Raw genomic sequence first — 12,459 nt, 5'->3', positions numbered from 1 at the left:
AGCGACTCCGGGGCCAGGGCGGCGGGCACGCCCGCGCGGACCAGTTCGTCCCAGAAGCGGGCATGGAACCGGGCGGTCTCACGGCCCGTGCCGCCGGACTCGGTGCCGGGTCCGAACCGCGCGTCGAGCTCGCGGAGTGACTCGTCGGTGACCAGCCGCTCGCCCATGTCGCGGACGAGGGCGGTCAGGTCGGTGGTGGTGTCGTCGACGCGGAAATCCATCTCAGCGCTCCTTGCTGGACGTGGCGGGGGCGATCCGCGGCGCCGGTGGCAACCCGAGTCCGGCGGCGGCGATGATGTCGCGCTGGACCTCGTTGGTGCCTCCGCCGAAGGTGAGGATGAGGGCCGAACGATGCAGCTTCTCGATGCGCCCGTGGAGGACGGCGGTGGGGGAGTGGGAGCGTTGGAACCCGGCGGAGCCCAGCACCTCCATGAGGAGCCGGTACGCCTCGCACGCGGTCTCGGTGCCGTACACCTTGGTCGCCGACGCGGCGATGCGGGTGGGCGTGGTGGAGTCGGCGGAGACGATCTCCCAGTTGCGCAGCGCCAGGTACTCGGCCATCGCGTGGACGCGGGCCAGGTGGGTGCGCACCCACTCGTTGTCGATCACGTCTCCGCCGCCGGGCAGGCCGACGTCGGCCGCACGCGTGGTGCGCGCCCACTCCAGGACCTGCCGGAGCGAGGCCTGGAGCGGACCGGCGGCCGTGAGGGCGACCCGCTCGTGGTTGAGCTGGTTGGTCATGAGCGGCCACCCGCCGTGTTCGGGCCCGACCAGGTTGGAGGCGGGCACCACCACGTCCTGGTAGTAGGTGGCGCTGGTGTCCGGGCCCGCCATCGTGTGGACGGGAGTCCACGAGAACCCCTCGGCGTCGGTGGGCACCATGATCATCGAGATGCCCTTGTGTCGCTTGGCGTCCGGATCGGTGCGTGCGGCCAGCCAGATCCAGTCCGCGTAGGCCACGAGGGACGTCCACATCTTCTGCCCGTTGATGCGGTACACCTCCCGGCCCGCGTGCTCCCCGGTCCCGGCCTCGCGCACGGCCCGGGTCTTCAGGGAGGCGAGGTCGGTGCCCGATTCCGGCTCGGAGTAGCCGATGCCGAAGTGCAGCTCGCCGCGGCTGATCCGGGGCAGGAAGTAGCTCTTCTGCTCCTCGGACCCGAAGGCCATGATCGTCGGCGCGACCGAGTTGATGGTGAGGAAGGGCACCGGGACCCCGGCGATCGCGGCCTCGTCGGTGAAGATCAACTGCTCCACCATCGGGCGGTTCCGACCGCCGAACTCCTCCGGCCATCCGATCGTCAGCCAGCCGTCGCGGCCCATCTCGGCGACGATCTCACGGTAGGCGTTGCCGTGGCCGTATTCGCCGGTCGTGGAGGTGAAGGCCTCTCGGCGCTCGGGGGTCATCAGGGCGGAGAAGTACTCGCGCAACTCCCCGCGCAGCCGTTGCTGGTCTGTGGTGTAGGTGATGTCCATATGCCCTAAGCTCATCTCGAGTGGAACACGTTCTAGTGTCGTGTCTCACATAGTATCGAATCATGCTCGCGGCCACAGTGGTCGCGGGCCCGGCCAAGGAGGACGGGTATGAGGATTGACGTGGATCCCGACCGCTGCGAGGGGCAGGCCGTGTGTGTCGGGCTCGCCCCGAAGGTCTTCGAGTTGAACGACGACGACGAGGTGGTGCGGGTGATCGTCGACGAGGTCCCCGAGGAACTGCAGAAGCGCGCGCTCAAGGCTGTCGAGAAGTGCCCGATGGCGGCGCTCAAGGTCGCGGAGTGACGCCCGGGCAGGGCCGGAAGGACCTCGGGGCGGATCTCTCGCTCGACGGCCGGGTGGCGGTCGTCACCGGGTCCGGCTCCGGGCTGGGCGCCGCGGAAGCCGTGGAGTTGGCGCGCTCGGGTGCGGCCGCGGTCGTCATCAACGACATCCGGTCCGGCGAGGCCACGGACGCCGTGATCGGCGACATCGAGGCGGCGGGCGCCAAGGCCGCCCTGGTGGTCGGGGACGTCTCCGAACGGGAGACCGCCGACGCGATGGTGGCCGAGGCCGTGCGACTCGGCGGCCTGCACGTGGTGGTCAACAACGCCGGCATCACCCGGGACAAGATGCTGTTCAACATGGAGGACGACGACTTCGACGCGGTGATCAGGGTGCACCTGCGCGGGCATTTCCTGCTCACCCGCAACGCCGCGGCCCACTGGCGGGGCGAGAGCAAGAAGTCCGACTCCCCGGTGTACGGGCGGCTGATCAACACCTCGTCCGAGGCGGGACTCTTCGGCCCGCCCGGGCAGGCGAACTACGGCGCGGCCAAGGCCGCCATCACCGCGCTCACCCTCTCGGCCTCACGTGTGCTCTCCCGGATCGGCTGTACGGCCAACGCCATCGCTCCCCGGGGACGCACGGGGATGACCGAGGGCGTCTTCGAGGACTGGGACGAGTCGAAGGGGCCCGACCCGCTGTCGCCGGACCGGGTGGCGGACCTGGTGTCGTACCTCGCGTCGCCCGCCGCGGCCGGTGTCAGCGGTCAGCTGTTCGTGGTATACGGCGGCATGGTGGCGTTGGTGGACGCCCCGGTGGTGGAGAAGCGGTTCGACGCCGAGGGCGGTGTGTGGGACCGCCGGGAGTTCGCCGACGCGGTCTCCGGCCACTGGTCAGGGCGGCCCGAGGGCAAGTCCTTCTCCGCCTCGGAGATCATGACCCTCTGACCTGAACCGATGCGGTCCCCGCGGCGTTTGCTGAGAGACGCGCGGGGACCGCTTTCGTTGTGTCGGGGCGTGTTAGATTCCCGGCACACGCGCAGGGGCACCGTTCGGGGGTGATTGGTAGGCCTTGCTAATGAGAACGTGTTCTAGCTACTATGTAATCTAGGTCACGCCGAACCGGTCACTTGTTCAGTTCGGTGCGACCGGGGGATGAGAGAAGACAGGAGGGGGGCGATATGGCGAGAGTTCTCGATGCGCCGCTCAAGGGAGTCGGCGATTTCGTCGCCATGAGCCTCGACACGTTCGTGTCCTTCCCGTCGATCGTGCGGCAGGGCCGGGAGTTCGTCGAACAGTCCTGGTTCATCGCCCGGGTCTCCATGATGGCCACCATCCTGGTGGCGATCCCGTTCACCGTCCTGGTGAGCTTCACGCTCAACATCCTGCTCCGCGAGATCGGTGCGGCCGATCTTTCGGGGGCGGGGGCCGCGCTCGGCGCCGTCACCCAGGTCGGTCCCATGGTCACGGTCCTCATCGTGGCGGGGGCCGGGGCCACCGCCATCTGCGCGGACCTCGGGGCCCGCACCATCCGCGAGGAGATCGACGCGATGGAGGTCCTCGGGATCGACCCGGTCAAGCGCCTGGTCGTCCCCCGGGTCGCCGCGTCCACCTTCGTGGCGCTGCTGCTCAATGGCCTGGTGTGCACGATCGGCATCCTCGGTGGTTTCCTCTTCTCGGTTCTCCTGCAGGGCGTCAACCCGGGCGCCTTTGTAGACGGGATCACCCTGCTCACGGGCCTGGGTGAGCTCATCCTGGCGCAGATCAAGGCCGGGATGTTCGGGATGCTCGCCGGCCTGGTGGCCTGCTACAAGGGCCTCTACGTCCGGGGCGGGCCGAAAGAGGTGGGCAGCGCTGTGAACGAGACCGTCGTCTTCGCCTTCATGGCCCTGTTCGTCGTCAACACCGTGCTCACGGCGGTCGGCGTCAAGGTCCTGGGGGCGTGAGGTGACCGTCATTGAGACCACCCGGTTCCCGCGCCTCGCGCGGGCCCGGCACCACACCGTCGGCAGGGCCGACGACTTCGGCGGCATCGCCCTGTTCTTCTGGCGAGCACTGCTGGCCACGCCGCGGGCGCTCACCCAGTACCCGAAGGAGACGCTGCGTCTGATCGCCGAGATCGCCATGGGAACGGGTGCGCTGGCGATGATCGGCGGCACAGTGGTGATCGTCGGCTTCCTCACCCTCGCCACCGGCGGCGTGATCGCGGTCCAGGGCTTCTCCTCGCTCACCGACGTCGGGGTCGAAGCGCTCACCGGCTTCTTCGCGGCGTTCATCAACGTCCGTATCGCCGCCCCCGTGATCGCTGGCATCGGGTTGGCCGCCACCATCGGTGCCGGCGCGACGGCCCAGCTCGGGGCGATGCGGGTGTCCGAGGAGATCGACGCGCTGGAGGTCATGGCGATCGACTCGATCACCTACCTGGTCTCCACCCGGATCGTCGCCGGGATGATCGCCGTGGTGCCGTTGTACTCGCTCGCCGTCATCGCCTCGTTCGTGGCGAGCCGGTTCGCGACCGTCCAGATCTATGGTCAGTCCGGTGGCGTGTACGACCATTACTTCTCGACGTTCCTCATCCCCACGGACATCCTGTGGTCCTTCGTCCAGGCCATAGCGATGGCCATCACGATCATGCTCATCCACACCTACTACGGCTACAACGCCGCCGGCGGTCCCGCCGGCGTCGGCTCGGCCGTGGGCAACGCCGTCCGCACCTCGCTCATCGCGGTGGTGACCGTGACCCTTCTCGTCTCCCTCGCGATCTACGGCGGAGACGGCAACTTCAACCTGTCGGGATAGGAGGCGGACGTGGCGAGAACTGTGAGTCAGAGCGATACGGTGCCCAAGCGCATCGCGGCGACGGTGCTGGCGCTCTTCATCGTCGTGGTGATCGCGCTCTCCCTCCTGATGTTCGCGAGGGTCTTCGACAGTCGGGTGCCGTTGACCGTCCGCAGTGATCGCGCCGGTCTGGTCATGGAGGCCGACGCCAAGGTGCGCGCCCGCGGTGTGGAGATCGGCAACGTCAAGGACATCCGCCAGGAGTTCGGCGGGGCGACGATCGAGATCGAGGTCGATCCCGCGGCGCTGGAGGCCATCCCCGCCAACTCCCCGGTGACGATCGGATCCAACACGGTGTTCGGTGCGAAGTCCGTCGACTTCGAGTCCCCGATGCGGCCGGACCCGACGCCGCTGGCCGCGGGCACTGTCGTCGAGGCGTCCAATGTCACCGCCGAGGTCAACACACTGTTCCAGGACCTCACCGACCTGCTCATCGCGATCGAGCCGGAGAAGCTCAACGCCACCCTCGGCGCGGTCTCTGGGGCGGTCGACGGGCGCGGTGAACAGGTGGGGCGCACGATCACCGACTTGGGCGACTACCTGCAGGAGATCAACCCGCAGATCGACACCCTCCAGAGGGACCTGGCCAAGGGGTCGCGGGTGGCCAACCTCTACGCCGACGTCACCCCCGACATCATGCGCCTGCTCGACTCCGGCACCGATGTCGGCGCCAACGTCGTCAGCAACCAGGCGCGGTTCGAACAATTGCTGGTCTCTGCGATCGGCACGGGCGAGACCGGCAAGCGCCTGCTGTCCGAGAACGGCAACGAGTTGGTCAAGATGCTCTCGGACCTGCGTGCCTCGACCAGCCTGCTCGCGGAGTACCACCCCATGCTCACCTGTCTGATCGTGGGCCTGAACCAGGGCGTCGAGGGCGCCACGTCAGCCTTCGGCGGCGAGGACCAGCCCGGCCTGGTATTCAAGTCGGGGTGGCAGCAGGGGGCGCGAGCGTACGAGTACCCCAAGGACCTGCCGAAGGTCAACGCCAGCACCGGACCCAACTGCTACGGCCTCCCGTTCCCCGACCCGAACGTCCACGCCCCGTTCGTCGTGACCGACACGGGCTCCAACCCCGTGGAGGGCATGCCCGACGTGTTCACCTCTCGCCCCGCCCCGCTATTCGGCCCGTTGCGGCCCACCGAGCCCGGTCGTCCCGCGCCCCCGACGCTGCTGCAGGTCATGCTCGGCATGGACGGGGAGACCCCGTGACCGCCGGGCGCTCGGCAGCGCGAAACGCCCGTCTTACCCTGATCAAGCTGGCGATCTTCACCACGGTGATGGTGCTGGTCCTGGCCGGTCTGGTCATGGTCTTCAGCGAGTACCGCTCCGGCGCGTCCGAGAAGTTTAATGCCGTGTTCACCGACGTCTCGGGGCTGGAGTCCGGGGACAAGGTGCGCATCGCGGGAGTGGAGGTGGGCCGCGTCGACCGGATCGCACTGGCGGACGGGAACACAGCCGCGGTCCGGTTCTCCGTGGCCGGGAACCAGGTCGTGCACGCCAGCACCGAGGCGATGGTGCGGTACGAGAACCTGACCGGGGACCGCTATCTGGAACTCAACCGGGGGGAGGGGGATCAGTCTCCGCTCGAGGCGGGCGGGACGCTGCCGATCTCGCAGACCTCCCCGGCCCTGGATCTCGATGCCTTGCTCGGCGGGTTCCGTCCGCTGTTCCGCGCGTTGGACCCCGGCCAGGTCAACCAACTGTCGGAGTCGATCGTCAAGGTGTTCCAGGGTGAGGCCGGCACCGTGCAGGACCTGCTCGCCTCGACATCGTCCCTCACACAGACACTTGCAGACAGGGACCAACTCATCGGGGACGTGATCACCAACCTCAACGGCGTTCTCACCACCGTGTCGGACAACCAGTCCAACGTCGATTCGATCGTCGACGACCTCCAGCAGCTCGTCTCCGGTCTGTCCGCGAACGCCGAGCCGATAGGCGAGTCCGTCGAACGCCTCAACGACGCCAGCGCCAACATGACCACACTCCTGTCCGACGTCCGCCCGGCCCTGCGCGAGGACGTCGCCCAGATCGACCGGGTGGCGACGCTCATCAACGAGGACGAGCCGTTCGTCGAGAACGTGATCAACCGGCTCCCGTCCGACTTCGAGAAGATGGGGCGCTTGGGCGTGTACGGCAGCTTCTTCCAGTTCTATCTCTGCGGTGTGATCGTGCAGGTCACCAACCCCGTGACCGGTAGGGGCGTGTACCTGCCCCAGTACGAGCAGACGACGGGACGGTGTGCGTTCCCCGATGAGTGACACAATAGACGGGACCCCGCCGAAGGCGCCCCGAGGACAGCTCCGCTTCCGCGACCGCGACCCCAAGACGATCGGTGTCTGGGGAGCCGTGGGGGCCGTGGCGTTGATGGCGATCTCGCTCAACTACGACCGGATCCCGTATGTCAACGGGATGCGCGGCGCGACCGCGTACGTGGCCGACGCCGCCGGGCTCAACACCGGTGACGAGGTGCAGGTGGCCGGGATGAGGGTCGGCTCGGTGCGGAAGATCGAGCTCGACGGGGACAGGGTCAGGGTCCGCTTCGACATCGACACCGGCGTCGCGCTCGGCACGGACACCTCCGCCCAGGTCAAGACGGACTCGATCCTGGGCCGGCGCGCGCTCGGTGTCTTCTCCGACGGTCGGGGTGAACTCCCCGACAACACCATCCCGCTCGAGCGGACCTCGGTCCCGTACTCGCTCACCGCCGCGCTCGGAGACCTCAGCGACACGGTCGAGGCGATGGACACGGACAAGGTCGACGAGGCGCTGACCGTGCTCGCCGAGACAATGGAGGGGTCCTCGCCCGAGATCCGCGGCGCGTTGGACGGGATTACCAGGCTCTCGCGCTCTCTCAACGAGCGCGACGAGGGCGTCCGGCAGCTCCTCGACAAGGCCGCGGGGACCACCGACATCCTCGGGCGGCGAAGTGACCAGATCAACCAGCTCATGGTGGACGGCAACGTGCTGTTCACCCAGCTCGACCTCCGGCGAAGGGCCCTCAGCGAGTTGATCGTCAACATCGACGAACTCGCCCGGCAGCTCTCGGGGGTGGTCCAGGACAACGAGGCACAGCTCGGACCCGCCCTTGACAAGTTGGAGCAGGTGTCGGATCTGTTGATCCGCAACAAAGAGGACATCGATCTGGGGCTGCGCCGGATCGTCCCGTTCTCCACGGCGCTGAGCGAGGCCGTGGCGTCCGGACCGTGGTTCAACGCCTACGTGTCCAACCTGTCGATCGGTCATTACCAGCAGACCATCCTGCGCGACCTCATGCCTCTCATCGACGACCGCGTCCAGCCCGAGCCGGGACTGGTCCGCGAGCCGACGATGCCGGCCGTACCGGGTCTGACCCTGATGGACGAGCACCCCGGCTGGGGCGAGAAGAGGTTGCCCCGATGAGTCGACTGCTGGCGTCCACACTGTCCAAGGTCGTGGCCCTCGTCGTCGTCGTCCTCCTCGTGATTGCCGCGGTGTGGTTCTTCTCCACCCGGACCAAGACGATCGTCGCCTTCTTCGAATCCACCCGGGGCGTCTACGAGGACGACACCGTCCGGGTGCTCGGGGTGCGTGTCGGACGGATCTCCGAGATCACCTCCGAGGACGGCAGGTCCAAGGTCACGATGAAGGTCGACCGGGACGTCCCGGTCCCCGCCGACGCCACCGCGTTGCTCGTGGCACAGTCCCTCGTGGCCGAGCGGTTCATCCAGATCACCCCCGCCTTCACGGGCGGCGAGGAGATGCCGGACGGCGGCACGATCCCCGTCGAGCGCACCGCGATCCCGGTGGAATGGGACGGGGTCAAGGAGCAGCTCATGAAGCTGTCCACCGCCCTCAGTCCCGTCGGTCACGAGGAGACGGGCCCGCTCGGCGAGTTCGTCGACTCGGCCGACGCGATGCTCGACGGCAACGGTGTGGAGGTCCGCGACGCCCTCAACGAGGTCTCGCAGACCATGGCGCTGCTCTCGGACGGGCGGGAGAACCTCTTCACCACCCTCAAGAACCTGCAACTGTTCGTCACAGCGCTCTCACAGAGCGAGGAACAGATCGTGTCCTTCGGGGGGAAGCTGGCCAGCGTGTCGCAGGTGCTCGGAGACCAGACGGGCGACATCGATGCGGCGCTGAGCGATCTCGACCTGGCGGTGACCGACATCAACCGGTTCCTCGACAACAACGGGGAACGCGTGACCACTGCTGTCGACAAGCTCGGCCAGGCGACCGAGGTGGTGCGCGACCGGCGGGCCGAGCTGGAGGGAGTGCTCCACGTGGGCCCCACCGCCATGGCCAACTTCTACAACATCTACCGGCCGTACCAGGGCGTCCTCACCGGGGTGTTGACCATGAACCAGATGGCCAACCCGACCAACTTCATCTGCGGTGCGATCGCGGGCCTGGCCAACAACACCGCCGAATCCGACGCACAGCTGTGCGCCCAGTACATGGGCCCGCTGTTCAACTCGCTCGCCTCCAGCTACCCATACGGCGCGGTCACCCCGCCGATCACCCCCACCGCGGAGCCCCAACAGATCTGGGACTCGCAGAAGCCAGGGACGCAGACCCCACCGGGTGTGCAGCCGGTCTCCGACCGGCCTGACCCGCTGATCAACGTGGTCAACAAGGGCGACAACCTCACCGACACCCTGCTCGTGACGGGAGATGCGTAGATGTTTCGCAACCGACCCAGTGGCCGAATTCTGACGGCAGGTGCACTCGGCGCCGTCGTGCTGCTCTCCGGTGCCGGATGCACCTGGGAGGGTCTCAACTCCCTGCCGCTACCCGGAGCGCAGGGCAGGGGGGAGGGTGCGTACGAGATCACCCTCGAGATGCCCAACGTCACCACCATCACCCGCAACTCCCCGGTCCGGGTGAACGACGTCAACGTCGGGTCGATCACGGACATGCAGGTGGAGGACTACACGGCGATCGTCACGGTCTCGCTCAACGAGGATGTCCGGCTCCCGGCCAACGCACATGCGAAGATCGGGCAGACCAGCCTCCTGGGGTCGCAACATCTCGAGATCTTCCCGCCCCCGGACGGCGAACCCGAGGGCTCGCTCTCCGACGGGGACGTCATCCCGTTGGCCCGCGCCGGAGTGTACCCGACCACGGAGCAGACGCTGTCGGCCTTGTCGGTCGTCCTGACCGACGGCGGGCTGGCGCAGTTCGAGACCATCGCCAGCGAGCTCAACACCGCGTTGGACGGCCGGCAGGTCGACGCCAAGGAGGTCATCACCCAGCTGGAGACCACCGTGAGCGGCCTCGACGAGCAGCGGGCCGACATCATCGCCGCCATGGACGGGCTGGACCGGCTGTCCCGCCAGATCAACGACCAGACCGACACCCTGGCCAGAGCGCTGGCGCAGATGCCCGAGGCCGTCGCGCTGATCAACGACCAGAAGCAGGAGCTGACCACAGCAATGGTCTCGCTCGGGGATTTCGGCAACAAGGCCAACCAGGTGATCGACGCCGGTGGTGGACAGAACCTGGTGGACAACCTCCGCGACATCACGCCGGTCCTCGACTCGCTGGCCAACGCCGGGCGCGACCTGACCCGGGCGCTGAGCGTGCTCATCACGTTCCCGTTCCCGCAGGCGGGCATCGACAACTTCCTCCGCGGCGACTACGCCAACCTGTACATCCACGCCGACACGACGATGCCGCGTCTGTCGGAGACCTTCCTCCTGGGCACCGAGTTCGGCAACCGTATGGCCGGCCTCGAGGGCTATGTGGGCCTCGCGCCCAATCCGCTGGCCGGCGCGAACCCGTTCTCCCTCGACATCCCGCGGCCGGAGCACTCGGGCGAGGAGCCGTTCGCCGAACTGCCACCTGAGCCGGGATCCGGCGCCCCGACTGAGGAGGCCCCCCGATGACCCGGTTCGTGCGAATCCAGCTGACCATCTTCGCCGTGGTGACGGTTCTCGCCCTGTCGGTAATGTCGGTCTCCTACCTCAAGCTGCCGACTGCGTTCGGCTGGCAGCGCACCGATGTCGCACTGCAGATGCCGGACACCGGTGGGGTCTACAAGAACGCCAACGTCTCCTACCTGGGCAATGTGATCGGGAGAGTCGACGCGGTCACCCTCAAGCCCGGTCACGTCGTGGCCGAACTGCACTTCGACACGCGGGCGGAGGTCCCCGAGAACGTCCGCGCGCAGATCCGGAGTGTCTCCGCGGTCGGGGAGCAGTTCGTCGAGCTAGTGCCCGAGGGCGAGCCCGTCGGCGAGATGGCCGACGGCACCGTGCTCGGCGAGGACCGGGTCGACATGCCCCAGGGGATCGGCCCCGTCCTGGACCAGGCCACGGTGCTCATGGCGTCGATCGACGACGGCAAGATGCGCCGCGTCATCTCTGAGTCGTTCGACGCGTTCAACGGTTCCGAGCGGGAGCTCCAGCAGTTCCTGGACTCCGCGCAGCTCCTCCTTGAGGAGGCCCAGCGCAACACCGGGGCCACCCGCCAGCTGATCGCCGACGCCGAGCCGGTCCTGGACTCGCAGCTGCGCTCAGCGGACTCGATCCGTGCCTGGACCCGGAACCTCGCAGACCTGACCGATCAGCTCCGGGTCAACGAGCCCCAGCTGACCTCGATCATCCAGCGCGGCCCGGACTCCCTGGCCCGGGCGACCAGGGTCCTCAACGATCTGCAGCCGACCATGCCGGTGCTGGTCGCCAACCTGGTGAGCGTCGGCGAGGTTGGCGTGGTCTACAACCGCTCCATCGAGCAGTTGCTCGTGATCTACCCGGCCCTGGTGTCCTCGCTCATCACCGCGATCAACGGCGCCAAGGACACCGGTGAGATCAAGGTGGATTTCAACCTCCAGATCAACGAGACCCCGCCGTGCACCACCGGCTTCTTGCCGGCGGACCAGCGGCGGTCGCCCGCCGACCTGTCCGTGCCCCCGCTGATGAACGGCATCTACTGCAAGGTCCCCAAGGACTCCCAGACGACCGTCCGTGGAGCCCGCAACCTGCCGTGCATGGAGTACCCCGGTCGGCGAGCTGCCTCTCCGGCGGAGTGTGCGGCCGATGACTACGTCCCCGAGGGCATCAACCCGCCGGACACCAGCGAGGTCGGCCCGCCCGGTGACAGCCCGAACGCGTACAACGTTGTCCCCTCGTCCAACAGCGGCGAGCGGGAGATCCGCACCTCCGCCGCCATGTACGACCCGGCGACGGGCGAGTACCTCGGTGCGAACGGCAAGACGTATCGTCAGCTTAACCTGGGGACCGCGAGCAAGCTGTCCGCGGACGCCGACCTGGCCGACATCCTGACGAATGGAGTGACCTAGTGCCGCAGTCGGACGAGACCCCCACTGATGGTGAGCGGACCGGGCTGGTCGTCGCCTCCGTGATCACTGCCCTGTGCCTGGTGGCGGCCCTCGTTGCCTCGGGGCTGTGGCTCACCGAGCGTGGCCAGGCGGCCTCGATCCGGGCGGACCGGGCGTCCGCGAGCGAGCTCGATGGGTCATACCGCGACTTCGCCACCGACGTGATGACCCGGCTCATGACCATCCGTCAGGAGACCCTGACCGAGGACGTGGACCGGATCGTGGACATGATCGAGGGCGACTTCTCCGAGCAGTTCACCCCCCGTCGCGACTCCTACGAGGAGGTCGTCAAGACCACCGCGGTGGTGGCCGACGGGGTGGTGTCCGCCGCAGCGGTCGAGCACTCCTACCCCGAGCGCGCAGAGGTGATCATGGCGATCGACCAGACCATCGGCAATCCCCGGTCCCAGGAGGACCAGGACCGGCAGTACCGCGTCCGGGTGACGGTCAACCGTCACGACGACGGCGAGATGAGGGTCTCGGGGGTGAACTTCATCCCGTGAGCAGCAACGACGTGCCAGACGCCCGCTCCGCCCGCCGTGC

General features: G+C 67.9%; 12 protein-coding genes and 1 pseudogene. 11 read left to right on the top strand and 2 right to left on the bottom strand.

Going from position 1 to position 12,459, the window contains the following annotated elements; translation table 11 throughout:
• Both G6019_RS05185 and G6019_RS05180 read right to left on the bottom strand, forming a co-directional pair.
• Positions 1 to 221: pseudogene (locus G6019_RS05185) on the bottom strand (acyl-CoA dehydrogenase family protein); the annotation flags it as partial.
• A 1-nt stretch (position 222) separates the two neighbouring features.
• The gene (locus G6019_RS05180; protein ID WP_182613821.1) at positions 223 to 1,473 is read right to left on the bottom strand and encodes an acyl-CoA dehydrogenase family protein; all 1,251 of its coding nucleotides are present in this window, start codon (positions 1,471 to 1,473) and stop codon (positions 223 to 225) included.
• 108 nt (positions 1,474 to 1,581) lie between these two features.
• Between G6019_RS05180 and G6019_RS05175 the strand changes: the two genes are divergently transcribed.
• The 11 genes from G6019_RS05175 to G6019_RS05125 all read left to right on the top strand — a co-directional run bounded on the left by G6019_RS05175 (position 1,582) and on the right by G6019_RS05125 (position 12,419).
• Complete coding sequence (locus G6019_RS05175; RefSeq protein WP_107748788.1) at positions 1,582 to 1,776, top strand: ferredoxin; 195 nt, start codon at positions 1,582 to 1,584, stop codon at positions 1,774 to 1,776.
• Entirely contained in the window at positions 1,773 to 2,702 is a 930-nt protein-coding gene (locus G6019_RS05170) for a 3-oxoacyl-ACP reductase (RefSeq protein WP_107748789.1), read from the top strand. The genes G6019_RS05175 and G6019_RS05170 overlap by 4 nt, the downstream gene beginning before the upstream one ends.
• Before the next feature lie 233 nt (positions 2,703 to 2,935).
• Positions 2,936 to 3,700: an MlaE family ABC transporter permease gene (locus tag G6019_RS05165; RefSeq protein ID WP_067711895.1), complete on the top strand. Its 765-nt coding sequence runs from the start codon at positions 2,936 to 2,938 to the stop codon at positions 3,698 to 3,700.
• 10 nt (positions 3,701 to 3,710) lie between these two features.
• On the top strand, positions 3,711 to 4,553 hold the full coding sequence (locus G6019_RS05160) for an MlaE family ABC transporter permease (RefSeq protein ID WP_370446349.1): 843 nt from the start codon (positions 3,711 to 3,713) through the stop codon (positions 4,551 to 4,553).
• Positions 4,554 to 4,574: 21 nt separating this feature from the next.
• Positions 4,575 to 5,801: an MCE family protein gene (locus G6019_RS05155; RefSeq protein ID WP_231750479.1), complete on the top strand. Its 1,227-nt coding sequence runs from the start codon at positions 4,575 to 4,577 to the stop codon at positions 5,799 to 5,801.
• On the top strand, positions 5,798 to 6,853 hold the full coding sequence (locus G6019_RS05150; protein WP_107748792.1) for an MCE family protein: 1,056 nt from the start codon (positions 5,798 to 5,800) through the stop codon (positions 6,851 to 6,853). The genes G6019_RS05155 and G6019_RS05150 overlap by 4 nt, the downstream gene beginning before the upstream one ends.
• Positions 6,846 to 7,994 carry an MCE family protein gene (locus G6019_RS05145; protein WP_107748852.1) on the top strand — a complete coding sequence of 383 codons (1,149 nt, stop codon included), beginning with the start codon at positions 6,846 to 6,848 and terminating at the stop codon, positions 7,992 to 7,994. Before G6019_RS05150 ends, G6019_RS05145 begins: the two co-directional genes overlap by 8 nt.
• Positions 7,991 to 9,256 carry an MCE family protein gene (locus tag G6019_RS05140; RefSeq protein WP_107748793.1) on the top strand — a complete coding sequence of 422 codons (1,266 nt, stop codon included), beginning with the start codon at positions 7,991 to 7,993 and terminating at the stop codon, positions 9,254 to 9,256. The genes G6019_RS05145 and G6019_RS05140 overlap by 4 nt, the downstream gene beginning before the upstream one ends.
• Positions 9,257 to 10,462 carry an MCE family protein gene (locus tag G6019_RS05135; RefSeq protein ID WP_107748794.1) on the top strand — a complete coding sequence of 402 codons (1,206 nt, stop codon included), beginning with the start codon at positions 9,257 to 9,259 and terminating at the stop codon, positions 10,460 to 10,462. It begins immediately after the preceding gene.
• Positions 10,459 to 11,877 (top strand): MCE family protein, encoded by a 1,419-nt coding sequence (locus G6019_RS05130; protein WP_107748795.1) that lies wholly within the window; start codon positions 10,459 to 10,461, stop codon positions 11,875 to 11,877. Before G6019_RS05135 ends, G6019_RS05130 begins: the two co-directional genes overlap by 4 nt.
• A complete protein-coding gene (locus G6019_RS05125; protein WP_107748796.1) occupies positions 11,877 to 12,419 on the top strand; it encodes a hypothetical protein in 543 nt (180 codons plus the stop codon). The genes G6019_RS05130 and G6019_RS05125 overlap by 1 nt, the downstream gene beginning before the upstream one ends.
• Positions 12,420 to 12,459: the final 40 nt, after the last annotated feature.

The organism is Dietzia sp. DQ12-76, assembly GCF_014145045.1.
Lineage (GTDB): Bacteria > Actinomycetota > Actinomycetes > Mycobacteriales > Mycobacteriaceae > Dietzia.
Note: the sequence above shows the minus strand (reverse complement) of the source record. Positions and strands in the feature narration are given on the sequence as shown.

Bases quoted from the DNA above. Each gene is read 5' to 3' on its own strand.
- G6019_RS05180 (WP_182613821.1), bottom strand. From the start codon at position 1,473: ATGGACATCACCTACACCACAGACCAGCAACGGCTGCGCGGGGAGTTG.
- G6019_RS05175 (WP_107748788.1), top strand. From the start codon at position 1,582: ATGAGGATTGACGTGGATCCCGACCGCTGCGAGGGGCAGGCCGTGTGT.
- G6019_RS05165 (WP_067711895.1), top strand. From the start codon at position 2,936: ATGGCGAGAGTTCTCGATGCGCCGCTCAAGGGAGTCGGCGATTTCGTC.
- G6019_RS05145 (WP_107748852.1), top strand. From the start codon at position 6,846: ATGAGTGACACAATAGACGGGACCCCGCCGAAGGCGCCCCGAGGACAG.
- G6019_RS05140 (WP_107748793.1), top strand. From the start codon at position 7,991: ATGAGTCGACTGCTGGCGTCCACACTGTCCAAGGTCGTGGCCCTCGTC.
- G6019_RS05135 (WP_107748794.1), top strand. From the start codon at position 9,257: ATGTTTCGCAACCGACCCAGTGGCCGAATTCTGACGGCAGGTGCACTC.
- G6019_RS05130 (WP_107748795.1), top strand. From the start codon at position 10,459: ATGACCCGGTTCGTGCGAATCCAGCTGACCATCTTCGCCGTGGTGACG.